The sequence below is a fragment of the Thermoactinomyces intermedius genome, from assembly GCF_013912365.1.
Taxonomy (GTDB): Bacteria; Bacillota; Bacilli; order Thermoactinomycetales; family Thermoactinomycetaceae; genus Thermoactinomyces; species Thermoactinomyces intermedius.
Genome location: NZ_JACETT010000009.1, coordinates 12,769 through 34,704, shown reverse-complemented (window position 1 = coordinate 34,704; position 21,936 = coordinate 12,769). Strand labels below are relative to the sequence as shown.

Here is a 21,936-nt window from a genome sequence, read left to right as displayed (position 1 = left end):
TCGCACCGGCGACAAGACCAGCATGTGATGTTTAAGTTCTGGAGGAGGGAATTTCGTGGAAAAAGTAGATATCCTGAAAGATATTGCAGAGAGAACAGGAGGAGATATTTACCTGGGTGTGGTCGGTGCGGTGCGCACCGGTAAATCAACATTTATCAAGCGGTTCATGGAACAGGTTGTCATCCCAAACATTGAAGATGAAGCTGAAAGAGTGAGAGCGACGGATGAGTTGCCGCACAGCGGTGCAGGACGTACCATCACAACCATCGAGCCGAAATTTGTGCCCAATCAAGCGATTCAGATCCATGTGGACGAAGGATTGGATGTCAATATTCGTTTGGTGGATTGTGTGGGCTATGCCATAGAGGGCGCCAAAGGTTATGAGGATGAAAACGGGCCGAGGATGATCAGCACCCCGTGGTTTGAAGAGCCGATTCCGTTTCAGGAAGCGGCGGAAGTGGGCACCCGGAAAGTGATTCAGGAGCATTCAACGGTTGGCATTGTAATCACCAGTGATGGCAGTATCACCGATTTGGCCCGGGAGTCTTATGAAGAAGTGGAAGAGCGTGTCATCGAAGAACTGAAGGAAGTGGGGAAACCGTTTATCCTGATCTTGAATTCAACCCAGCCGTACAGTGAACAAACCCAGGCTTTAAGGGGCGAACTTGCAGAAAAATATGACATCCCCGTTCTGGCTGTCAGTGTGGCCACGATGAGTGAAGAAGATATTTTGGGCATTATGAAGGAAGTGCTTTATGAATTCCCGGTGCATGAAGTCAATGTCAATCTCCCGAGCTGGGTCATGGTTCTTGAAGAAGATCATTGGTTGCGGCAAAGTTTTGAAGAGTCCGTGCGCGAAACGGTCAAAGACATTAAAAGGCTCCGGGATGTGGACCGGGTGGTGGGACAGTTTTATCAATATGATTTCATTGACAAAGCATCTCTGTCCGGAATGGATATGGGGCAAGGCGTTGCCGAAATTGATCTGTATGCCCCGGATGATCTGTATGACCAGGTGTTGCAGGAAGTGGTCGGCGTTGAAATTCGCGGTCGGGATCACCTGTTGGAATTGATGCAGGAGTTCAGCATTGCCAAGCGGGAATATGACAAAGTGGCAGATGCATTAAAAATGGTGCGTACGACCGGCTATGGCGTGGCAGCCCCTGCAATCGAGGAAATGACATTGGATGAACCCGAATTGATCAAACAGGGAAGCCGCTTTGGAGTCCGTTTGAAAGCAACCGCACCTTCGATCCATATGATCCGGGTGAACGTGACTTCCGAATTTGCGCCCATCATCGGTTCGGAAAAACAGAGTGAAGAGCTGGTCAATTACCTGATGCGCGATTTTGAGAAAGACCCGTTGCAAATCTGGAATTCCGACATCTTTGGCCGTTCCCTGAATTCTATCGTCCGGGAAGGCATTCAGGCCAAACTGTCCATGATGCCGGAAAATGCCCGCTATAAATTGCAGGAGACACTCGAGCGGATCATTAATGAGGGTTCCGGGGGATTAATTGCCATTATATTATAAATAATATGGAAAGCGCGTTTTCAGCGCTTTTTTTATTGTTATCCGGGAAAATCGCAAAGATTCTCTTGAACTTACGATTTGTCTATATTAGTATAGGATTGTCCCACGCAAATCCACTCATTTGCCGGTTGTATGGCAAGAGTGTTGGATTCGTAAACGGAGGTGCGAATATGAACAAAACCGATCTGATCAATAAAGTAGCAGAGGCTACTGAAATGACGAAAAAAGATGCTTCGAAATCGGTTGAAGCTGTATTGGAAGCCATTGCCGGAGCATTGCGTGAAGGAGAAAAAGTGCAACTGATTGGATTCGGAAACTTTGAAGTGAAAGATAAGCCTGAGCGCAAAGGGCGTAATCCGCGCACCGGTGAAGAAATGATCATTCCGGCTCGCAAAAGTGTTTCTTTCAAAGCAGGTAAACAATTGCGCGAAGAAGTCAATAAGTAATGATTGCTGGGACTACATAACCTGCCAAAAAGACCTCGTTTCTTCGAGGTCTTTTTGTTTTTTTATAATATGATATAATGTTCCTTGTTTCTATTGGTATAATACTTATTGTACAGGAATTTGTTTTTGGATGGAGGAACATAAATGGTAGACCATCGCAAGATTGAAGAAGCGGTACGCATGATTTTAGAAGCTGTCGGCGAAGATCCAAACCGTGAAGGTTTATTAGATACCCCAAAACGTGTGGCACGGATGTATGAAGAGATTTTTTCGGGATTAAACAAAGATCCGAAGGATCAATTTTCCGTGGTTTTTAGTGAAGATCACGAGGAACTCGTCTTGGTGAAAGACATTCCTTTTTTCTCCACTTGTGAGCATCATTTGGTTCCGTTTTTCGGGAAAGCCCATATTGGTTATATCCCGCGCGGAGGAAGAGTGACCGGGCTCAGCAAGTTGGCCCGCGCAGTTGAAACGGTAGCCAGAAGACCCCAATTGCAAGAACGGATTACTTCGACGGTGGCCGATTCCATTGTGGAGTCGTTGGATCCGTATGGTGTGATTGTCGTCATCGAAGCAGAACATATGTGCATGACCATGCGGGGGGTTAAAAAACCGGGTTCCAAAACCGTCACCTCGGCCGTCAGGGGAGTGTTTGCAGAAGATTCGGCTGCCCGTGCCGAAGCCATGAGTTTGATTGGTTTAAAATAATGAAAAAAACCTCTTGACACTGTATAAAACCCGTTATATAATCTTAGTTGTCACTGAGAGACAATATGAATTATATGACGGGCTATGGCGCAGTTTGGTAGCGCGCTTGCATGGGGCGCAAGAGGTCGTCAGTTCAAATCTGGCTAGCCCGACCAACAACGAGACTCTTCCTCATGGGAGAGTCTCTTTTATTGTCATGGCAAGGATGAAACCGTGGTAAAATAAAGTTGATTTTCTCAAGGAGGGATTTGCATTGAAGGAAACTTCAGGTGATTATGTGATTATCAAAGCCAAAGAGAACGGGGTGAATGTAATCGGATTGACCCGGGGAAGAGACACCCGTTTTCATCATTCAGAAAAGTTGGACCGGGGCGAAGTGATGATTGCACAATTCACGGAGAACACCTCCGCCATTAAAGTTCGCGGAAAGGCAACGGTCATGACCAGTTTCGGAACAATCGAGACGGATGAGTAGAGGTCTTGTTGCCCAAGGCATGTTTCCCCCTTGTTGTTTATAAAATAAAATCAGGGAGATCAAAGGGGGAAACAAGGGTGAGAAGTTTTCTGGTCCGATGGTTTGCTGCGGTTTTGTTGTCCACGGTTTTAGCGCTGATGATTTCCTGGATGTGCAGCCGGACGTTGTTTCCCGACAACCCGCCGACAAAACCGGTTTTTAAAGAGGAAAAAGTTCATCGGTTGACCAACGAAAATTTAGTGGACTATTTGGTGAGCCGGCAGATCAAGTTGACGATTCAACGGGCCGACCTTCGTCAGCAAAACGTTTATTTGGAGCTCACTGCTTTCAGACAGACCAAACCGGAAATGGAGCATGAGATGGTGCGGTTGATTTGTCCGATGCTGGAGCAAGTCGAAAATATCAACCGGGTGGAAGTTCTTGTGCATTTCAGACCCGGTGAAAGTTACTTTGTGGAAGCCGGAAAAGAAGATTTGCCGGCGTTGCAGAAAGCACCGATGAAAGCGTTGTCGGATCAGGAGATTTTGGAGGGTGTGTTTGAAATGACCCGGTTTTCTTCCCGTTCCCGTGATGAGGGGAAAACCTTGGAAGAATGCCTATCCACCAAAAAAGTATGGTATACTATTCGCAGTGTTTGAACTACCTCAATGGAGGAACTTTGTTTATGGCATTCATACATAATGAATCATTAAATCAGTTGATTACACAAATTCAAAATGATGCAAATCACAAATATGTACGCAAAACAATCGGGGAAGCGGAAGTCCCAGTTTTTTTTGTCCAAGTTTTGCAGTGGCTGCTCGGCGACCTGGCTGCGGACAAAAAAAGGGTGGACTTGTACATTTTGGCAACCACGCTGGTGAAAATGGGAACGGATATGCATGAACGCGTGGCGGTCGCTTCCCCGGATTCCGAAAACGAGCAAAAACAGCAGCTGACGGTTCTGGCCGGGGACCATTACAGCAGTTTGTTTTACCGGCATCTGGCCGGCCGGCATGAAACCGAGGGAATCCGTTGTCTGGCCGGGGTGACGTGCCGGGTGAACGAATGGAAAATGTCTTTGCATTCTCTGCTTCATGACGAAGAGGATCCGGACGTGGAGAAGGTCTGGTTTTACTTTGAAAAAATTGCAACGGCTTGGATTACGGCGCTCGCCGACTTTTTTCATGTGGAAGAAAACTTGAAGGTTCAGATTGCAGAAGCGCTGGTCGTTCTCCATGAAGCAACGCAAACCGCTGTTTCCCGGCTTCATCAACATGAGGTGTGGACGAACAAGCTGCGGGAAAAAGAGGCGTTTCTTCAGGAGGCATGCAGCCAAGCCGGGGATCCGGGTTTGACATGCTTAATCCATCAACTGCCGAAAACAGATACGGCTGTATCGAAAGCGAGTGATGAATCTTGACACGGGAAGGCGAAGCGAAATCCCGGTTTGTCCATCAGGTGTTTGAAAATATCGCCAAAGATTATGACCGGATGAATACGTTGCTGAGTTTTTGCATGCACAAAGTATGGCGCAAGTTCGCCATGAAAAAGATGAATGTGAAACCGGGCGAAACAGCTATTGACGTCTGTTGCGGAACTTGTGACTGGACGATTTCCCTGGCCCGCGCATCCAAGACCGGCGAAATCGTCGGACTGGATTTCAGTGAAAACATGTTGGATGTCGGCAAGCAGAAAGTGGACAAGGAAGCTTTGTCCGGCCAAATCCGGCTGATGCACGGGGATGCGATGAACCTGCCGTTTCCGGACAATACGTTTGATCATGCCACCATCGGTTTTGCATTGAGGAATGTTCCGGATCTTGTACAAGTGTTAAAAGAGATGAAACGGGTGGTCAAGCCGGGAGGACAAGTGGTTTCCCTGGAACTGTCCAAGCCGACGTGGCCTCCGTTCCGGGCGGTTTATTATTTCTATTTTCAACGGATTTTGCCGCTGATGGGAAAATGGTTTGCCGGACGTTATGAGCAATACCGCTGGTTGCCGGAATCGCTCGCTCCTTTTCCCGATTACAAAGAATTGGCGAAATTGATGAAAGAAGAGGCGGGGCTGGAGGAGATCCGGGTTTACCCGCTGACCGGCGGCATTACCGCTCTTCACATCGGAAAAAAACCAATCAATGGATAAAGGAACAGAAGGAAGATGGTTGGATGAATGCATGGAACAAATTAAAAATCGTGTTGGAAATGATCAAGTTTGAACACAGCATCTTTGCGTTGCCTTTTGCCTATCTCGGGGCGATCCTGGGCAGTTTGGAAGTGAGAGGGGAATTTCCGTCCTGGGCCGAAATGGGATGGGTGACGTTGGCGATGGTCGCTGCGCGGAGTGCGGCGATGTCCCTGAACCGCTTGATCGACCGGCATATCGATGCCAAAAATCCCCGCACGAAAAACCGGGCGATTCCGGCCGGTTTGGTTTCAACCACCTTTGTATGGGGATTTGTCATTGTTTCGTTTGCGCTGCTCTTTCTCTCGGCCTATCAGTTGAATATGCTGGCCGTCTATTTATTGCCGGTGGCCGTGTTTTTCCTGTGGTTTTATTCGTATACCAAACGTTTCACTTGGACATGCCATTTCTTTTTGGGAATCGCCACCGCTTTGGGCCCGCTGGGGGGATGGGTGGCCACCACCGCTCAAATCGATGGGGTCTCCCTGATTTTGTTTGCGACGGTGGCATTGTGGATCGGCGGATTTGATGTGATTTACGCCTGCCAGGATGTTGAGTTTGACCGGAAAGAAAAAATTCACTCCATCCCGGCCCGTTTTGGAATCAGAAAAGCATTGGTGATTTCTTCGCTGATGCACGTGGGGACGGCAGCCGGATTGATTGCGCTGTTGTTGCTGACCAACCTGGGGATCTGGTTTGGGATTGGAACGGCTATTGCATTGGGGGTTCTGATTTATGAACACGCCATTGTTTCTGCAGATGATTTATCCCGTTTAAACACGGCGTTTTTCACCATGAACGGGGTACTGAGTGTGGTTGTGTTCGCCTTCATGCTTCTGGATGTATGGCTGTAAAGGCGAATTTCCGGTTTTTTTAAAGAAAGCCGGATTGAGGATATTGAAATCGGCATGCCAACCCGCCGACCGGTTGGTATGTGTTAGGGTGAAGATGATGAATTTGCAAGAAATTTACCATGTGATCAAAAAGGATCTGGATTGGATTGAAGAAGAATTACAAAACGCCATCGAGACCGGACAACCGGTGCTCAATGAATCATCCGCACATTTGCTCAAAGCCGGCGGCAAGCGGATGCGCCCCGTGTTTGTGCTGTTGTCCGGGCGGTTCGGTCATTATGAGCGTGAAGAATTAAAAAGGGTAGCCGTGGCGCTGGAGTTGATACACATGGCTACCCTGGTTCATGATGATGTGATTGACGATGCGGATACACGACGGGGGCAAGCGACCATCAAAAAGGAATGGGACAATAAAGTGGCCATGTATACCGGGGACTTTATTTTGGCCCGGGCCTTGATGGAGTTGTCCGGTTTGAAAGATAAGACGGTTCATCCCATTCTGGCCAAAGCGATGACCTTGGTTTGCCTGGGGGAAATGGATCAGATCGAGGATCTGTATTCGGAAAGATTGTCGTTGCGCCGTTATTTGCGCCGGATCAAACGGAAAACCGCTTTGCTCATATCGGTCAGTTGTCAATTGGGGGCGCTCGTGAGCCAGGCTTCCCCCCGCCATGTTCAGTGGTTGAAAGCATACGGGTATTACGTGGGAATGGCTTTTCAGATGAAGGATGATGTATTGGATTTTATCGGGGATGAAGAGACATTGGGAAAACCGGCGGGAAATGATTTGCGGCAGGGAAACGTGACCTTGCCGGTGATCTACGCGTTATACCAAGGCGATGAAGATGCGCGGGAATCCATTCGTTCTTATTTGCGCTCGCAAGGGGAAATGGTCTCCCTCTCCCAGGTGTTGGATCAGGTCAGAAAAAGCGGGGGCATCGAATATACCTTGGATTTGTCCAAACGCTACATGAATAAAGCGATGCACTGTTTAAAGCAATTACCGGCTTCCACCGAACGGGAATCCCTCCGGCTGATTGCGGAATTCATTGTTGAACGGTCTTATTGACGGGATGGTTGCGTTTACAATTTAAACTTGTTAAAATTTTTCATGACGCTTTTTTCTTTTTGTTTATACATAAAGGTGGAGGATGAACCAAATGGAAAAAACATTTATCATGGTAAAGCCGGATGGTGTGCAACGCGGATTGATCGGAGAAATCGTGTCCCGTTTTGAGAGGAAAGGTTACCAACTGGTGGGTGCCAAGTTGATGACCGTATCCCGCGAGCTTGCGGAGCAGCATTATATCGAGCATAAAGAGAAGCCCTTCTTTGACGAGTTGGTGGACTTCATTACTTCCGGACCGGTCTTTGCGATGGTTTGGCAAGGAAACGGCATTATTGCGGCAGCCCGCCAAATGATGGGGAAAACCAATCCTTCCGAAGCGTTGCCGGGAACGATCCGGGGCGATTATGGCGTCAATGTGGCGATGAACATCGTTCACGGTTCCGATTCGCCGGAAAGCGCCGAGCGGGAAATTGCACTGTGGTTTGATGAGGAAGATTTCAATCATTATGAGAAAACTATCAATCGTTGGATCTGAAAACCGGTTTGATAAGGCATAGCGAAAAGCTATGCCTTGATTTTTTTCGGAGCCGGCGGGTTGAAAATGGCCGCGGCCATCCTTCAAACCGGTTTTGAAAAGGGTTTTATCTGGAATTGGCTCTCCCCAGTTTGGTTGATCTGTGTTATGATTACTATCAAATTTTTTCATTGAGATGAGAGGGAGATGAGCATGAGGTATCTGACAGCAGGAGAGTCACACGGTCCGCAATTAACAGTGATCATTGAAGGATTGCCCAGCCAGCTTTCCTTGGATAAAGAGAAAATTGACCGCGAATTGGCCCGTCGTCAAAAAGGGTATGGACGCGGCCGACGCATGCAGATTGAAAAGGACCAAGTGAAAATTTTGTCCGGTGTCCGGTTCGGGAAGACAACAGGAGCACCCGTCACCCTTGTGATTGAAAACCGGGATTTTAACCATTGGAAAAAAGTGATGAGTGTGGATCCGATTCCGGAAGAAGCAGAGAAACGGAAAATTTCCCGCCCGCGTCCGGGGCATGCCGATTTGAATGGAGCTATCAAGTATCAACACCGGGATATGCGTGATGTTTTGGAACGGTCCAGCGCCAGGGAAACCGCAGCCCGTGTCGCTGCAGGAGCGGTGGCCCGTTTGATTCTGGAAGAATGCGGAATCCGCATTGCCGGCCACGTGATCCGCATTGGCGATGTCGTTGCGGAGCCGGTGGAATTGTCCTTTGAGGAGATGGTGGAACGTGCCGAATTGTCCCCTGTGCGTTGTCTCGATCAAAACGCTGAGGAAAAAATGATGGCCCTCATCGATCAAGCGAAAAAAGAGGGAGATTCCCTGGGAGGCGTCGTGGAGACCATTGTGCAAGGGGTTCCGGTCGGATTGGGAAGCCATGTTCATTGGGACCGCAAACTGGATGCCAATATTGCGCGTGCGGTGGTCAGCATCAATGCCTTCAAAGGAGTCGAATTTGGAATCGGTTTTGAGGCCGCCAAGCGGAAGGGATCCGAAGTTCATGACGAAATTTTGTGGTCAAAAGAACGCGGATTTTACCGCCGGACCAATCGGTTGGGCGGATTCGAAGGCGGAATGACCACCGGCGAGCCCATCATTGTCAGAGGCGTCATGAAGCCCATTCCCACCTTGTACAAACCTCTCCAAAGTGTTGATATTGAGACAAAAGAACCATTTCAGGCAAGCATCGAACGTTCCGACAGCTGTGCGGTTCCGGCAGCCAGCGTGGTGATGGAAAATGTGGTGGCTTGGGAAGTGGCACAAGCGCTCTTGGGCAAATTTTCGGGAGACACCATGGATGAGGTGAAACGACAATTGAAGCAGTATCAGGAAAGCGTGTTGAGTTTCTGATGAAAACATTGACGGTGCAGGGAAAAGAACGGTCTTACCCGATTTACATCGGAAACGGTCTGTTGGAAAAAGTGCCATCGTTTTTAAAGCAACACCACATTGAAACGGATTGCAAACTGATGATTGTCACGGACACCCACGTGGCTCCGCTTTATGCCGGCAAATTGCGCGACGCGTTGGAGCAAGCCGGATTTCAGGCTGGGATCTCTGTCGTCGAAGCGGGGGAGAAAAGCAAGAGCTTGCAAATGCTGGAACATTTGACGGGGGAATGTTTGAAATTTGGCCTGGATCGCCGCAGTGTGATTTTGGCCTTGGGCGGAGGTGTGGTAGGTGATCTGGCCGGTTTTTTGGCGGCCAGTTACATGCGTGGGATTCCGTTCGTTCAAATTCCCACCACTTTATTGGCCCATGACAGCAGTGTCGGCGGCAAAGTGGCCGTGAACCATCCCATGGGCAAAAATTATATCGGCGCTTTTCATCAGCCGTTGATGGTTGTCTTTGATGTGGCCTGTTTAAAGACACTGCCGGCGAGAGAATGGCGGTCCGGAATGGCGGAAGTGATCAAACACGGCCTGATCCGGGATGCTTCCTTCGTCGAATGGTTGGATGAACATCGTGAATCGCTGGATGCACGGGACCATGATGCCATGATGGAATCCGTTTACCGGGGTTGTCAGATCAAGGCGGATGTGGTGTCCCAAGATGAAAGGGAAACCGGCCTTCGCGCCATTTTGAATTATGGGCACACCATTGGCCATGCCTTGGAGGCGGTGTCCGGATATCAGGTTTACACCCATGGAGAGGCGATTTCCATCGGAATGAACGGGGCCGCGCAATTAAGCGAACGGTTGTTGGGAACAAACCGGGAGGTGATCCGGGAAACCGGACGGATTCTGAAATCGTTCGGACTGCCCGTTGTTTGCACCGATTCATGGCCGGTTGCGTCCCTGATCGGGATCATGAAGCGGGACAAAAAAGCGCAACAAGGAAAATATGTGTTTGTTCTGGCCCGGGATATCGGCAACGTGGAGATTGTACGGGATGTGCCGGAGGAAGAAATCAAACGGGTCTTGCAGCGATTGTTGCCGGACCGGGAAATGAAACCCTGATTTCGGGTTGACAATTTTTTGCCTCTTCGATAAAGTAATAATCATAGAATGAGTAGCATAGTTATTCAGATGAGCTGAGTTGAGCAGAGAATGGAGATAGCGGAGCAGAGTGGAGGCTGAATGATACATGAAAAAACAGCCAAAGCAATGCTTGCTTTGGTTTTTATATTTTCCTCTGCAATCCCCGCTTTTCCCTTCTCTCAAAACCCATTTTTGAGGAGGGATTTTTTTGATTTACCCCACACGAGAAACGGCTTTGTCACTGAGCAAAAAATACCGCTTGATTCCGCTTTGCAAAAGAGTGCTGGCTGATACCGAAACCCCCATCCGCTTGTATGCCCGGGTGAAGGATCAACCCAATTCCTTTTTGCTGGAAAGTGTCGAAGAGAGTGAGCACCGGTCCCGGTATTCCTTTATCGGATATGACCCGTTTTTGACGGTCAAAGGAAAAGGAACCGAAATCACGACGACAAAGCGGAATGGCGAAAGCGAAACAACAGTGACATCTTCCCCGTTTGATTTTTTAAAATCCATGTTGGAACAGTATAAAACCCCGGTTTATAAAGATTTTCCTTCATTTTTGGGAGGAGCGGTCGGCTACACCGGTTACGATGCCGTCCGGTTTATTGAGCCCGACCGGAAGGTGACCAAAGGGACTTCTGATCAAAACGACCTCCATTATTTGTTCGTGGACCGGTTGCTGGTGTTTGACCATCTGAAAGATGAAGTCATCTTTGTTTCCCATCTGAAGGTTTTCCCCGGGATGTCCGCTCAGGAAATAAAAGAGGCCTATGATCAGGAGGCAGACCGGCTGGAGAAATGGTCATCGGAGTTTTTGAAGAAGCCAGGTCCCGTTCCTTCATTATCTTTTGAAGAAAGGGAAGTTTCCGAACTGGATATTAAACCGGACGTCAGCAAAGACGAATTTATGCAAATGGTGAAACAAACCAAGGAATACATTCAAAACGGCGAAGTTTTGCAAGTGGTCCTGGCCCGTTCGCTGACGGTGGAGACGGCACCTCCGCCCTTCGATGTATACCGGGCGTTAAGGGTTTTGAATCCTTCCCCTTACATGTATTATTTGAACCTCGGGGATGAGAAGGTCGTCGGGACTTCGCCGGAAGTGTTGGTGCGTGTCACCGGGTCCACCGCGGAAACCTGCCCCATTGCCGGAACCAGACCGCGCGGAAAAGACGAACAGGAAGATCAGGAATTGATGGATGATTTGTTGCAGGACCAAAAAGAACGCGACGAACATGTGATGTTGGTGGATCTGGGCCGGGAAGACATCGGGCGCGTTGCCAAAGTGGGAACGGTGAAAGTGCCGGATTATATGAAAATCGAAAAATATTCCCATGTCATGCATCTGGTTTCCCGGATCCAAGGGGAATTGAAAGAAGGAAAGAAACCCATGGATGCTTTGATCGCTTGTTTCCCGGCGGGAACCTTGTCCGGAGCGCCCAGGGTGCGGGCGATGGAAATCATCGCCGATCTGGAGGCGTCTCCCCGGGGCATTTACGGGGGAGCACTCGGTTATTTCAGCTTCAGTGGGGATATGGACCAATGCATTACCATCCGGACCATTGTGTTCCGTGACGGAAAAGCACAGGTTCAATCCGGTGCGGGCATTGTTGCTGCATCGGATCCGGAAAGGGAATATTTCGAGACCTTGCATAAAGCCAAGGGGATGCTCAAAGCATTGGCAATGGTCCGGCCGGAAAAGGCAAGGAGTTCGGTGGGATGAAGCCGTTTCTGAAAAAAGTGGTGGAAGGCGAACCTCTCAGCCGCAGCGAAGCAAAGCAAGCGATAGAAGCGATGATCAACGGAAACGTGCCACAGGCGCAAATCGCCAGTTTTTTGACTGCGCTGCGGATGAAAGGGGAAACGGTGGAAGAACTGATCGGCTTTGTCGAAGGCATCCATTCGCAAACCATTCCCGTCCGGAACCCGTTTGAAGAAGCGGTGGATACTTGCGGAACCGGCGGGGACGGACAAAAAACATTTAACATTTCAACAGCGGCATCCATCGTTGCATCTGCGGCGGGGGTGCCCGTCATCAAACACGGAAACCGCGCGGTATCGGGCAAAAGCGGGAGTGCCGATGTCTTGGAGGCCTTAAAGATGAATATCCGCCTGAATGCCGATGAAGCAGTAAAAATGCTTGAAAAGACAGGGCTTTGTTTTTTATTCGCCCCATTGTTTCATCCGGCGGTCAAAAAGGTGATGTCCATCCGCAAAGAGCTCGGGTTTCGCACCTGTTTCAATTTGATGGGGCCCCTGTTGAATCCGGCGCGGGTGAAAGTGCAATTGTTGGGCGTTTATGATGCCGGCTTAACCGGGAAGGTGGCGCATGTATTGAATCACTTGGGCGTCAAAAGAGCGCTGGTGGTGTCGGGGCTGGACGGCTTGGATGAGATGACGGTGACGGATGCGACCCGCATCAGTGAATTGGAGAACGGAGAGGTGAAAACTTACGAGGTCACTCCGGAGTCCCTCGGAGTGACCCGTTGGCATGCAGCCGGGCTCCGGGGCGGAACCGCAAAAGAAAATGCCCGGATCATGAAAGAAGTTTTTGCGGGCAAGGAGGGGGCTCCTGCCGATATCGTCAGCATCAATGCCGGGGCGGTCCTCTATCTTGCGGGGAAAGCCGGATCATTGAAAGAAGGAACGGAGCAGGCGAAACGGATCATTCAATCAGGACGTGCCCGGGAGCAGCTGAACAAAGTGGTTCAAGCTTCGAAGGAGGTTACCTATGTTTCTTGAAAAAATCGCAGACACCAAAGCAAAAGAAATCAGAGCCCTTCACGAGCAAATTTCTTCGCATGACCGGAAGCGTGCCAAACGCCTTCCGCAGGGGTTGTCTTTAAAAAAGAAGTTGTCCGGGACGGAGGCGGCCATTATTGCCGAGGTGAAATCCGCCTCTCCGTCCAAAGGGGTAATCTCAGAAAAGTTGGATCCGGTGAAGGTGGCCAAGGGATATGAGCTTGGCGGGGCGGCAGCCGTGTCAGTGTTGACGGATACCGTTTATTTTCACGGCAAACCGGAATATTTGACACAGGTGAAACAAAATGTCGGCTTGCCCGTGCTTCGCAAAGATTTCATCATGGATGAATTGCAGGTGTATGAAAGCAAGCTGTTGGGAGCCGACATCATTTTACTCATTGCCGCTTTACTGGATGAAGAGCGGTTAAAACGGTTCACCTGCACGGCTCATGAGCTGGGGATGGAAGTTCTGGTTGAAATCCATGAAGAAGACGAAATTCCTCCGGCGCTTTCGTGCGACCCGGATGTGATCGGAATCAATAACCGGAACTTGCATACCTTTCAAACCGATATCTCCCATACTGAGAAGCTGAGACCGCTCATTCCCCCGGGACGCCCTGTGATCGGGGAGAGCGGTGTTCTCTCTTTGGAAGATGCAAAACGGATGCACAAAGCCGGGGTGCAAGGGTTGCTCGTCGGGGAATACCTGATGCGTCAGGAAGATCCGGAACGGGCCGTTCGTGAATTGCGAGAGGGTTTAAGAAGATGAAAAAGCCTTTTATCAAGTTCTGCGGTTTTCAAAGAGCCCGGGATGTGCAAACAGCCAGCCGGTTGCCGGTGGATGCTTTGGGATTTGTGCTGGTTCCCGGCCGGAGAAGATCCGTGCCCCGCAGCCGTTTGCCGGAATTGGTCCGGCATCTGTCTAAAGGGCAGGCGGCCATCGGGGTTTTACAAAATCCTTCTTGGGATGAAGTGAAAAGTTGGTTGGAAACCGCGCTTCTGTCCGGTATTCAACTGCATGGAGAAGAGCCTGTTGAGTTGCTCCAAAAAATCAAGTCGGCCCGCCCCGGCCTTCATCTTACCAAAGTGTTTCATATGCAAGACTCTTTGCCGGAACCGGGGAAGCTGGAAGCGTATCAGCCGTGGGCCGATGCGATTTTGCTCGACACCGCAGCCGGAAACATAAAAGGCGGAACCGGAAAACGGTTTGATTGGCGTTTGATCCCGGCCTGGAAGGAGGCATGCCACCAATTGAATCTGCCCTGTTGGGTTGCCGGGGGATTGGACGAAAACAATGTGACGGAGTTGATCACCCGCTACCGGCCCGACGGAATTGACGTGTCCGGCGGAATAGAAATCGATCAACACAAAGACAGCGCAAAAATGCGCCTTTTTTTGGAAAGGGTGAAAAAAGCTTATGCCACTTCTTCATAAAAAAGCCGCGTCTTGGAGATACGGGGAATTCGGGGGGCGTTACGTTCCCGAAACCACCATGAATGCCCTGATCGAACTGGAAGCCGGATTTGAAGAGGCGATGAAGGATCCTTCCTTTAAAGAAGAGTTAAACCATTGGTTGGAACATTATTCGGGACGCCCGACCGCATTGACTTATGCAAAAAGGCTCACCGAATATGCCGGAGGGGCCAAAATTTATTTGAAACGGGAGGATTTGAACCATACCGGTGCCCATAAGATCAACAATGCTTTGGGGCAGGCGCTTTTGGCCAAGCGGATGGGGAAAACCAAATTGATTGCCGAGACCGGAGCCGGTCAGCACGGGGTGGCCACGGCAACGGTTGCTGCTCTTTTGGGGCTGGAATGTGAAGTGTTTATGGGAGAAGAAGATATCAAACGGCAACAGTTGAATGTTTTTCGGATGGAACTGTTGGGGGCGAAAGTGCAACCGGTTTGCTCCGGTACCCGCACATTAAAAGATGCCACCAATGAAGCACTCCGGCGTTGGGTGGCGGAAGTGGATCATGCCTTCTATCTGATCGGTTCGGCCGTGGGACCCCATCCTTATCCGTTGATTGTCAAAACGTTTCAACGGGTGATCGGTGATGAGACAAGGATCCAAATCTTAAACCGGGAAGGACGACTTCCGACGGATGTGGTGGCTTGTGTCGGGGGAGGAAGCAATGCAATCGGCATGTTTTCCGGGTTTCTGGATGAGGAAGAGGTGCACCTTCACGGGGTGGAAGCCGCGGGAAAAGGCTTGTCCACCGGATTGCATGCCGCTTCGCTCAGCAAAGGGGAGACCGGCGTCTTGCACGGCATGTACAGTTATTTCTTGCAGGATGAACACGGCCAGGTGTTGCCCGCCCATTCTATTTCAGCCGGATTGGATTACCCCGGGGTCGGACCCGAGCATGCGTACCTGCACAAGACCGGCCAGGTGCGATATACTTCGGTGACCGACCAGGAAGCATTGGAAGCGGTGAAAATCCTTTGCCGGACGGAAGGGATTTTGCCGGCGTTGGAGTCGGCGCATGCCATTTGGGAAGGGATCCGGTTGGCCAAACAACGGGATTTTCGGGATTTGATTGTGATTTGTTTATCAGGCCGCGGGGATAAGGATGTGGAGACGATCCGCCGGGCGTTAAGAGGTGAACCGTAATGAACCGTTTGCAACAAACCTTGGCTCAAAAAGAGAACCATTTCATTCCCTTCATCATGTGTGGCGATCCGGATATGGAAGTGACAGAAAGCCTCATCCGGTTGCTGGAAGAGGAAGGGGTTTCGGCCGTTGAACTGGGGGTTCCATTTTCGGATCCGATGGCCGACGGTCCCGTCATTCAGGCCGCGGGGGAACGCGCTTTGAAAAATCAGGTGACCTTGGCCAAAGTGCTGCAATTGGGAAAAAAGATGCGAAAAAACGGCAGTGAAGTGCCTTTGATTTTGTTTACGTATGCCAATCCCGTGTACCGGTTCGGCATGGAAAAACTGGTGGAGGAAGCGGTCGCTCACGGCTTTGACGGGTTGATTGTCCCGGATTTGCCTTTTGAAGAAAGCGAAGAATTACGCTATTTGGGAAAAAAACGCGGCTTGTGCGTGATCCCCCTGGTGGCGCCGACATCCCAAGACCGGGTGAAAGAAATCGTTTCAAAAGCCCAAGGGTTTGTTTACTGCGTCTCTTCACTGGGAACGACCGGGATGCGGGATCAATTCGCCGGACAAACCAGTCATTTTTTGGATACGGTGCGGAAATTCAGTCCCGTTCCCACGGCAGTGGGTTTTGGCATTTCCAATCGGGAACATGTCCGGCACTTTTTAAACCATACCGATGGCGTTGTGGTCGGAAGTGCGTTGGTCAAAAAAATCGAGGAACAATCGGACTTGTTGAAGGATCTGGGGAGAAGGGAAGACGGATTGAAGAACATCAGGGTGTTTGTCAGACAGTTAAAATCGGAGTAAGATAGAAATAAAAAATTGAAAGGGAATGGGCATGAAACCAAAAGCAACCGTTCAAGGACTACCAGTCTATCAACCTGGCAAAACACTTGCAGAGGTAAAAGAGGAGTACGGGATCCACGATGTGATCAAGTTGGCCTCGAATGAAAATCCTTTCGGCTGTTCACCAAAGGTTTGGGAAGCTTTGGGAGAGATGAAAGGGGAGTTCCATCTCTATCCGGAAGGGAATGCTCCCAAACTGCGTGAAAAATTGGAGGAGTACTTGGAAACCGACCCGCGACGTATCATCTTCGGAAACGGATCGGATGAATTGATTCAGATGATCGGCCGCACCTATCTGGAACCGGGGACGGAATCGGTGATGGCCGACCTCACTTTCCCACGGTATGAAACCGCGGTGCGGATTGAAGGAGCCCGGCCGGTGAAGGTGCCTTTAAAAGACGGCGTGCATGACTTGGAAGCCATGCTGGAGGCGGTGACGGACCGGACGAGGGTGATCTGGATCTGCAATCCGAACAATCCGACCGGAACGATTGTAACCCGGCAAGAGTTGACATGGTTCTTGGATCAGCTGCCGGATCACGTCTTGGTGGTGTTGGACGAAGCGTATTATGAATATGTCACGGACCCGGATTATCCTGATTCCTTGTCTTTTTTGGATTATAATCCGCAAATCATTGTTTTGCGCACTTTTTCCAAAATCTTTGGTTTGGCCGCTTTCCGGGCCGGATACGGGGTTGCCCATCCGGATGTGGTGCGCGAGTTGAACCGGGTCCGTGAACCGTTCAACCTGAACCGGCTTGCGCAAGCAGCGGCACTGGCGGCGTTGGAGGATGAAGCATTTATTTTTTATTGCCGGAACCAAAACCGGTTGGGAATCAAACAGATCACGGAAAAATTGGATGAATGGAACCTTCATTATTACCCGGCCCATGGAAACTTTATCCTGATGGATACCACCATGCCGGCCGATGAGGCGTTTCAGGGATTGCTTCGTCAAGGAGTGATTGTCCGGTCCGGGGAGGCACTGGGCTTCCCGACTTACATCCGTGTCACGGTTGGAAACAAAGAGCAAAATGACCGGTTTTTAAAAGCGTTGGAGCAACTTTTGGAAATGAAAGGATAGAATCTCCCGATGCCTGAAAAAATTGCGATTCTGGGAATTGGATTAATCGGCGGATCTTTGGCGCTGGGATTGAAAGAACGGACCGATGCCGTGGTGGTCGGATATGACCGTTCGGAAAAAGACTTGCGGTATGCGATGGCAATCGGTGCCGTGGATGATTGGACAACTTCCCTCCCGCGGGCGGTCAGCGATGCCGACATGATTGTCATCGCCTTGCCTGTGGGCCAAATCAAGCAAATGATTGAGACATTGGCCAAACTCCCCCTCAAGCCGTCATGCATTGTGACCGATGTGGGGAGCACCAAATCGGAGATCATGGAAGCAAGCCGCAAATTAAAAGAAAAAGGGATCGTTTTTATCGGCGGGCACCCCATGGCCGGATCGCACCAGTCAGGCATTCAGGCGGCCCGGTCTTTGTTGTTTGAAAATGCTTACTATGTTTTGACTCCGGATCCGGAAGCTTCCCTTTGGGAGGTGCAAAAGGTCAGCCAGTTGTTGTATAAGGCGACCCGGGCCGAACTGGTGATCATGGATGCCGCGCATCATGACCGGATTGTGGGGGCGATCAGCCATTTGCCCCATATCATTGCGGCCGGATTGGTGAATGTGGTCGGCAATTATAATGAAGAAAATGAATGGTTTCATCGCTTGGCAGCAGGCGGATTTCGGGATTTGACCCGCATTGGTGCCAGTCATCCGGTCATGTGGCGGGATATTTTGCTTTCCAACCGGAAAGCACTGTTAAAGTTGATGGATGATTGGATCGCAAAAATGGTAGAAGTCCGCTCCGCCATCTCTGACGGGGAACAAGAGCAAATTGAAGCGTTTTTCAGCCGCTCCCGCCGGTTGAGGCAACAATTGCCGGATAAAAAGCGCCGGGGAATTCTGGAACCGCGGTATGAATGTCATGTGGATGTGCCGGACCAGCCGGGGGTGATCGGAAAGATTGCCACCTTGTTGGGAAACGAAAACATCAATATCAGCAATTTGGAAGTGATGGAAAACCGGGAAGAGATTCCCGGTGTCTTAAAAATTGCCTTTAAAAAAGAAAAAGATTATCTGGCCGCCATCTCTGTCTTGCGCAGGGAAGGACTGGAAGTATTCAGTGAGGACGAAAGCTGGGAGGAAAGCAAAGTATGATGGAAATATGGCAGTCGAAACCGTTTCAATTGACTTGCAAAGTCCCCGGTGACAAATCGATTTCCCACCGCTCCATCATGCTGGGGGCATTGGCTGAAGGGGTGACCGAAGTCGAGGGCTTTTTGCCCGGAAAGGATTGTTTGGGGACCCTGCAATGCTTTGAACAGATGGGAGTGGAAATTGAACGATTGTCCCCCACATCCGTGCGGATTCACGGCCGGGGGATCCACGGATTAAAAGAGCCGGTGGCCCCGCTGGATGTGGGAAACTCCGGCACGACCATCCGGTTGATGCTGGGAATATTGGCCGGAGCGCCGTTTTTTTCCACGGTGATCGGTGATGATTCCATCAGCCGCCGTCCCATGGACAGGGTGGTTCAACCGTTAAGAAAAATGGGAGCACGCATTGAAGGACGGGAAAACGGGCGTTACACCCCCCTTGCCGTAAAAGGAGGCCGTCTGCAGGGGATCACCTATCACAGTCCGGTGGCCAGCGCCCAAGTGAAGTCTTGTCTTTTGCTGGCTGGTTTAAGCGCGGAAGGGGTCACCACGGTGGCTGAGCCCTCTCTATCCCGTGACCATACCGAACGCATGCTGCCGGCGTTTGGAGCCGCATTGACGGCGAAAGATCATGTGGTTTCCATAGAAGGGGGACAATCGTTGCGCGGTACCAAAGTCCGGGTGCCGGGAGACATTTCTTCTGCCGCGTTCCTCCTTGCCGCCGCCCTGATGGTGCCGGGCAGCCAGGTGACGGTGGAAGACGTCGGTTTAAACCCGACAAGGACCGGAATCCTGGATGCTTTTAAACAAATGGGAGCCATGGTGGAAGTGGAAGAGACCGGAAGTTGGTGCAATGAACCGGTCGGCAGAGTGACTGTTCGCACTGGAGAGCTTCACGGAGTGACCATTGGCGGAGAAATGATTCCGCGCTTGATTGATGAAATTCCTGTTTTGGCCGTTGTTGCCACTCAGGCCAAAGGAACCACGGTCATTAAAGATGCCAAAGAATTAAAAGTGAAGGAATCAAACCGGATTGCCACCACGGTCAACGAGCTGAACAAGTTGGGGGCAAACATCAAAGAAACCGAAGACGGAATGGTGATCGAAGGCCCCGTGACCCTGCACGGCGGCACCACCACCAGCCACGGGGATCACCGGATCGGCATGTCGATGGCGGTCGCCGGGTTGGGAGCCAAAGAAACCGTCAAAGTATTGGATGTGGAATCCATCGATGTATCTTTCCCCGGATTTTTCCGTTACATCCAAAAAATGCAAGTAAGTCAAATCTGAAAATTAAAAAATGTTGTTGACCTTGTCCACTTCTGCCCGTATAATGGGAACTACAGTATGGTTTCTCTCCACTCCTATCCAATATTGTACGTCCTGTGCAACCCGCCCGATTTGATCGGGCGGTTCTTTTTTTTTCCTTGTAAACATAAAAGTGGGATGAGGTGGTTTCATGCGGACAAGAGTCGGTCGTTTTTGCCTTGAATTCTTAATCGTGATCGGATTGGTCATGGCATTGAAAATCTGGTTTTTTCCCTTGTTGATTTCATTTTGGTTTCCCGCCCGGTTGGTGGCGGATCATTTGATGGAGTGGACCGTGCTGATCATCGGTGTCATGATGATGTTTATTTATTTGGGGTTGGGCTCTTCCGCAAAACAATCCCATGGATTGTCGCTGTGGCAGGCAACGGCGGTGTTTTTGGGGCTTCATCTTTTGTTTTTCATTCAAACGGTGTCCGTGATTGATCAATTTTATTTATATTGGAAAGATTTGATCGGGGATTTATTGGCCTTGTTTTTTCCAAAACAAACCATTCATGATTGGCACTTGGTCATCATCAGTTTTATTCTTTTTCTTGCAGGCAGAGGAATTCAGGTGAAAGAGGAAAAACCGGAAGAACATAGTGGCAACCGGAAATCATCCATCCCGTTAAATGAGAAGAATCTTTGAAAACCAGGACGGCAAAGAGTCTATCTTTCTCCTGATTCGTCCAAAATAAAAATAACGAGTCTCCGAGGAGGAAGATGGACGGTGAACATGGCAGATTGGTTAACGTATACGGATATCGAACAATTGAAACGAATGAACCGGTACTACGGGTGTGAAAATCAAAATTCCTGTTCCAAATATGACCTGATCCGGTCGTTGTTGCAACGCATGAACCAAAAAAACCAGCTGGAGGAGCAAATCGCTTCCCTCGACAAACATGAATTTCGTTTTCTGCAGTTGATCATGTTGGATCCGAGCCTTCAATACTCCATGGAAGAACTCCTGGCCAAAGGAAGGGCGGCGTTGGACGGCGAAAAAGGCGAGCCGCGCCGGTTCATTGTGGATTCGTTGAAAAGAGGATGGATTTTTCCCGGCTATTCCCATCGTACGCAATCACTGTATCATGTGCCTTCCGATTTGCGGGAAAGAGTGAGTGAGATTTTGCTCAAGCCTTTCCGGATGAAAGGAAGTTACCGGGAGGACCCGCCGGCGGTTTATCGTGATGAGCAAGAGCAGTTGCTCCACGACTTGGACCATTTCCTCCTGTTCTTAAAAAAGGAAATCGTCCGGTTGACCTTGGACGGGGCGATCTATAAAAATCAGCAAAAGCAAATGTTTCAAACGTTTTATGTCCCGGAAGAACCGGTTTCCAAAAAAGGTCCCCGGTTTGGTTTCGGCCGTTGTTACCATCTGTATCCGGACCGTTTCTCACTATTGTATGATTATGCCTATTACAAAGGATATTTTATAGAGGATAAAGATGGATATTTGTGTTTAACGGAGAAAGGTTCGGGGAAATTAAATAATCAAGAGAAGCAAAAGATTGACCATGGAAAAGAATTGGTCCGGTTTTGGATACGTCTTTACCGGCGGGCAATTCCGCAGTTGCCGATGGTCATTCGTTTGATCGCATTGTTGGCTTATCCGGGATGGATCCGGACGGTTACGGTTTATCAGGCAACGGAATCTTGGCTCAACCCTTTTTATTACGAAACAAAAGAAAGCGTTTTCCAAAAAGTGTTGAAAATGATGGTGCATCTCGGCGTGTTGAAGATCGGCAGGGAAGGAGAGGAGCAATATATTTCCCTTACACCATCCGGAGTCAAGTGGTTATACGGGATTTCGGCCTTCAGGGAGCGTGCGATCGAGGAAGGGTTCCTCCAAAGGACATGAGGCAGGAATCAATGTCCATGGCGCCGAAAACATGTTGTATCCGGAAACGGTTTGTTTCCGGATTGCAGCCGGAATAGAATGA

The 21,936-nt window shown here is 49.9% G+C and carries 23 protein-coding genes and 1 tRNA gene; all 24 read left to right on the top strand.

All coding sequences use genetic code 11. From position 1 onward, the window contains the following. Positions 1 to 55 precede the first annotated feature (55 nt). The 24 genes from spoIVA to H1R82_RS02700 all read left to right on the top strand — a co-directional run bounded on the left by spoIVA (position 56) and on the right by H1R82_RS02700 (position 21,854). Positions 56 to 1,534 carry a stage IV sporulation protein A gene (gene spoIVA / locus H1R82_RS02815; protein ID WP_037995281.1) on the top strand — a complete coding sequence of 493 codons (1,479 nt, stop codon included), beginning with the start codon at positions 56 to 58 and terminating at the stop codon, positions 1,532 to 1,534. Between the two features lie 170 nt (positions 1,535 to 1,704). Further along, the gene (gene hbs, locus H1R82_RS02810) at positions 1,705 to 1,980 is read left to right on the top strand and encodes a non-specific DNA-binding protein Hbs (protein WP_037995279.1); all 276 of its coding nucleotides are present in this window, start codon (positions 1,705 to 1,707) and stop codon (positions 1,978 to 1,980) included. A gap of 144 nt (positions 1,981 to 2,124) precedes the next feature. Then, positions 2,125 to 2,688 carry a GTP cyclohydrolase I FolE gene (gene folE / locus H1R82_RS02805; protein WP_037995277.1) on the top strand — a complete coding sequence of 188 codons (564 nt, stop codon included), beginning with the start codon at positions 2,125 to 2,127 and terminating at the stop codon, positions 2,686 to 2,688. 78 nt (positions 2,689 to 2,766) lie between these two features. Next, a tRNA-Pro gene (locus tag H1R82_RS02800) sits at positions 2,767 to 2,843 on the top strand. A 98-nt stretch (positions 2,844 to 2,941) separates the two neighbouring features. Next, on the top strand, positions 2,942 to 3,163 hold the full coding sequence (gene mtrB, locus H1R82_RS02795) for a trp RNA-binding attenuation protein MtrB (RefSeq protein WP_037995275.1): 222 nt from the start codon (positions 2,942 to 2,944) through the stop codon (positions 3,161 to 3,163). A 77-nt stretch (positions 3,164 to 3,240) separates the two neighbouring features. After that, complete coding sequence (locus H1R82_RS02790) at positions 3,241 to 3,801, top strand: hypothetical protein (protein WP_037995273.1); 561 nt, start codon at positions 3,241 to 3,243, stop codon at positions 3,799 to 3,801. A 26-nt stretch (positions 3,802 to 3,827) separates the two neighbouring features. Further along, positions 3,828 to 4,565: a heptaprenyl diphosphate synthase component 1 gene (locus H1R82_RS02785; protein ID WP_181732058.1), complete on the top strand. Its 738-nt coding sequence runs from the start codon at positions 3,828 to 3,830 to the stop codon at positions 4,563 to 4,565. Further along, on the top strand, positions 4,562 to 5,287 hold the full coding sequence (locus tag H1R82_RS02780) for a demethylmenaquinone methyltransferase (RefSeq protein WP_220215024.1): 726 nt from the start codon (positions 4,562 to 4,564) through the stop codon (positions 5,285 to 5,287). The genes H1R82_RS02785 and H1R82_RS02780 overlap by 4 nt, the downstream gene beginning before the upstream one ends. Before the next feature lie 23 nt (positions 5,288 to 5,310). Continuing rightward, the gene (locus tag H1R82_RS02775; protein WP_181732059.1) at positions 5,311 to 6,180 is read left to right on the top strand and encodes a UbiA-like polyprenyltransferase; all 870 of its coding nucleotides are present in this window, start codon (positions 5,311 to 5,313) and stop codon (positions 6,178 to 6,180) included. Between the two features lie 97 nt (positions 6,181 to 6,277). Further along, positions 6,278 to 7,249, top strand: a complete 972-nt coding sequence (locus H1R82_RS02770; RefSeq protein ID WP_181732060.1) for a polyprenyl synthetase family protein — start codon at positions 6,278 to 6,280, stop codon at positions 7,247 to 7,249. Positions 7,250 to 7,340: 91 nt separating this feature from the next. Further along, positions 7,341 to 7,784: a nucleoside-diphosphate kinase gene (gene ndk, locus H1R82_RS02765; protein WP_181732061.1), complete on the top strand. Its 444-nt coding sequence runs from the start codon at positions 7,341 to 7,343 to the stop codon at positions 7,782 to 7,784. A 192-nt stretch (positions 7,785 to 7,976) separates the two neighbouring features. After that, positions 7,977 to 9,137 (top strand): chorismate synthase, encoded by a 1,161-nt coding sequence (gene aroC, locus H1R82_RS02760; RefSeq protein ID WP_181732062.1) that lies wholly within the window; start codon positions 7,977 to 7,979, stop codon positions 9,135 to 9,137. Next, positions 9,137 to 10,246 (top strand): 3-dehydroquinate synthase, encoded by a 1,110-nt coding sequence (aroB, locus tag H1R82_RS02755; protein ID WP_181732063.1) that lies wholly within the window; start codon positions 9,137 to 9,139, stop codon positions 10,244 to 10,246. The genes aroC and aroB overlap by 1 nt, the downstream gene beginning before the upstream one ends. A gap of 229 nt (positions 10,247 to 10,475) precedes the next feature. Beyond that, positions 10,476 to 11,990, top strand: a complete 1,515-nt coding sequence (gene trpE, locus H1R82_RS02750) for an anthranilate synthase component I (RefSeq protein WP_181732064.1) — start codon at positions 10,476 to 10,478, stop codon at positions 11,988 to 11,990. Further along, positions 11,987 to 13,009, top strand: coding sequence for an anthranilate phosphoribosyltransferase (gene trpD / locus H1R82_RS02745; RefSeq protein WP_181732065.1), 1,023 nt, complete (start codon positions 11,987 to 11,989; stop codon positions 13,007 to 13,009). Before trpE ends, trpD begins: the two co-directional genes overlap by 4 nt. Beyond that, positions 12,999 to 13,778: an indole-3-glycerol phosphate synthase TrpC gene (gene trpC / locus H1R82_RS02740; RefSeq protein ID WP_181732066.1), complete on the top strand. Its 780-nt coding sequence runs from the start codon at positions 12,999 to 13,001 to the stop codon at positions 13,776 to 13,778. Before trpD ends, trpC begins: the two co-directional genes overlap by 11 nt. Beyond that, positions 13,775 to 14,443: a phosphoribosylanthranilate isomerase gene (locus tag H1R82_RS02735; protein WP_181732067.1), complete on the top strand. Its 669-nt coding sequence runs from the start codon at positions 13,775 to 13,777 to the stop codon at positions 14,441 to 14,443. Before trpC ends, H1R82_RS02735 begins: the two co-directional genes overlap by 4 nt. Beyond that, complete coding sequence (trpB, locus tag H1R82_RS02730) at positions 14,427 to 15,626, top strand: tryptophan synthase subunit beta (RefSeq protein WP_181732068.1); 1,200 nt, start codon at positions 14,427 to 14,429, stop codon at positions 15,624 to 15,626. The genes H1R82_RS02735 and trpB overlap by 17 nt, the downstream gene beginning before the upstream one ends. Continuing rightward, positions 15,626 to 16,423, top strand: coding sequence for a tryptophan synthase subunit alpha (trpA, locus tag H1R82_RS02725; RefSeq protein WP_181732069.1), 798 nt, complete (start codon positions 15,626 to 15,628; stop codon positions 16,421 to 16,423). The genes trpB and trpA overlap by 1 nt, the downstream gene beginning before the upstream one ends. 31 nt (positions 16,424 to 16,454) lie before the next feature. Then, on the top strand, positions 16,455 to 17,546 hold the full coding sequence (hisC, locus tag H1R82_RS02720; RefSeq protein WP_181732070.1) for a histidinol-phosphate transaminase: 1,092 nt from the start codon (positions 16,455 to 16,457) through the stop codon (positions 17,544 to 17,546). 9 nt (positions 17,547 to 17,555) lie between these two features. Beyond that, positions 17,556 to 18,686: a prephenate dehydrogenase gene (locus H1R82_RS02715; RefSeq protein WP_181732071.1), complete on the top strand. Its 1,131-nt coding sequence runs from the start codon at positions 17,556 to 17,558 to the stop codon at positions 18,684 to 18,686. After that, on the top strand, positions 18,683 to 19,975 hold the full coding sequence (gene aroA, locus H1R82_RS02710) for a 3-phosphoshikimate 1-carboxyvinyltransferase (protein ID WP_181732072.1): 1,293 nt from the start codon (positions 18,683 to 18,685) through the stop codon (positions 19,973 to 19,975). The genes H1R82_RS02715 and aroA overlap by 4 nt, the downstream gene beginning before the upstream one ends. Before the next feature lie 169 nt (positions 19,976 to 20,144). Beyond that, a complete protein-coding gene (locus H1R82_RS02705; protein ID WP_181732073.1) occupies positions 20,145 to 20,642 on the top strand; it encodes a hypothetical protein in 498 nt (165 codons plus the stop codon). 81 nt (positions 20,643 to 20,723) lie between these two features. After that, a complete protein-coding gene (locus tag H1R82_RS02700; protein WP_181732074.1) occupies positions 20,724 to 21,854 on the top strand; it encodes a hypothetical protein in 1,131 nt (376 codons plus the stop codon). Positions 21,855 to 21,936: the final 82 nt, after the last annotated feature.

Excerpts from the sequence above, each read along its gene's own strand:
- hbs (WP_037995279.1), top strand. The coding sequence starts at position 1,705 with ATGAACAAAACCGATCTGATCAATAAAGTAGCAGAGGCTACTGAAATG.
- folE (WP_037995277.1), top strand. The coding sequence starts at position 2,125 with ATGGTAGACCATCGCAAGATTGAAGAAGCGGTACGCATGATTTTAGAA.
- H1R82_RS02785 (WP_181732058.1), top strand. The coding sequence starts at position 3,828 with ATGGCATTCATACATAATGAATCATTAAATCAGTTGATTACACAAATT.
- H1R82_RS02775 (WP_181732059.1), top strand. The coding sequence starts at position 5,311 with ATGAATGCATGGAACAAATTAAAAATCGTGTTGGAAATGATCAAGTTT.
- H1R82_RS02770 (WP_181732060.1), top strand. The coding sequence starts at position 6,278 with ATGAATTTGCAAGAAATTTACCATGTGATCAAAAAGGATCTGGATTGG.
- ndk (WP_181732061.1), top strand. The coding sequence starts at position 7,341 with ATGGAAAAAACATTTATCATGGTAAAGCCGGATGGTGTGCAACGCGGA.
- aroC (WP_181732062.1), top strand. The coding sequence starts at position 7,977 with ATGAGGTATCTGACAGCAGGAGAGTCACACGGTCCGCAATTAACAGTG.
- aroB (WP_181732063.1), top strand. The coding sequence starts at position 9,137 with ATGAAAACATTGACGGTGCAGGGAAAAGAACGGTCTTACCCGATTTAC.
- trpD (WP_181732065.1), top strand. The coding sequence starts at position 11,987 with ATGAAGCCGTTTCTGAAAAAAGTGGTGGAAGGCGAACCTCTCAGCCGC.
- trpC (WP_181732066.1), top strand. The coding sequence starts at position 12,999 with ATGTTTCTTGAAAAAATCGCAGACACCAAAGCAAAAGAAATCAGAGCC.
- H1R82_RS02735 (WP_181732067.1), top strand. The coding sequence starts at position 13,775 with ATGAAAAAGCCTTTTATCAAGTTCTGCGGTTTTCAAAGAGCCCGGGAT.
- trpB (WP_181732068.1), top strand. The coding sequence starts at position 14,427 with ATGCCACTTCTTCATAAAAAAGCCGCGTCTTGGAGATACGGGGAATTC.
- trpA (WP_181732069.1), top strand. The coding sequence starts at position 15,626 with ATGAACCGTTTGCAACAAACCTTGGCTCAAAAAGAGAACCATTTCATT.
- hisC (WP_181732070.1), top strand. The coding sequence starts at position 16,455 with ATGAAACCAAAAGCAACCGTTCAAGGACTACCAGTCTATCAACCTGGC.
- H1R82_RS02715 (WP_181732071.1), top strand. The coding sequence starts at position 17,556 with ATGCCTGAAAAAATTGCGATTCTGGGAATTGGATTAATCGGCGGATCT.
- aroA (WP_181732072.1), top strand. The coding sequence starts at position 18,683 with ATGATGGAAATATGGCAGTCGAAACCGTTTCAATTGACTTGCAAAGTC.
- H1R82_RS02705 (WP_181732073.1), top strand. The coding sequence starts at position 20,145 with ATGCGGACAAGAGTCGGTCGTTTTTGCCTTGAATTCTTAATCGTGATC.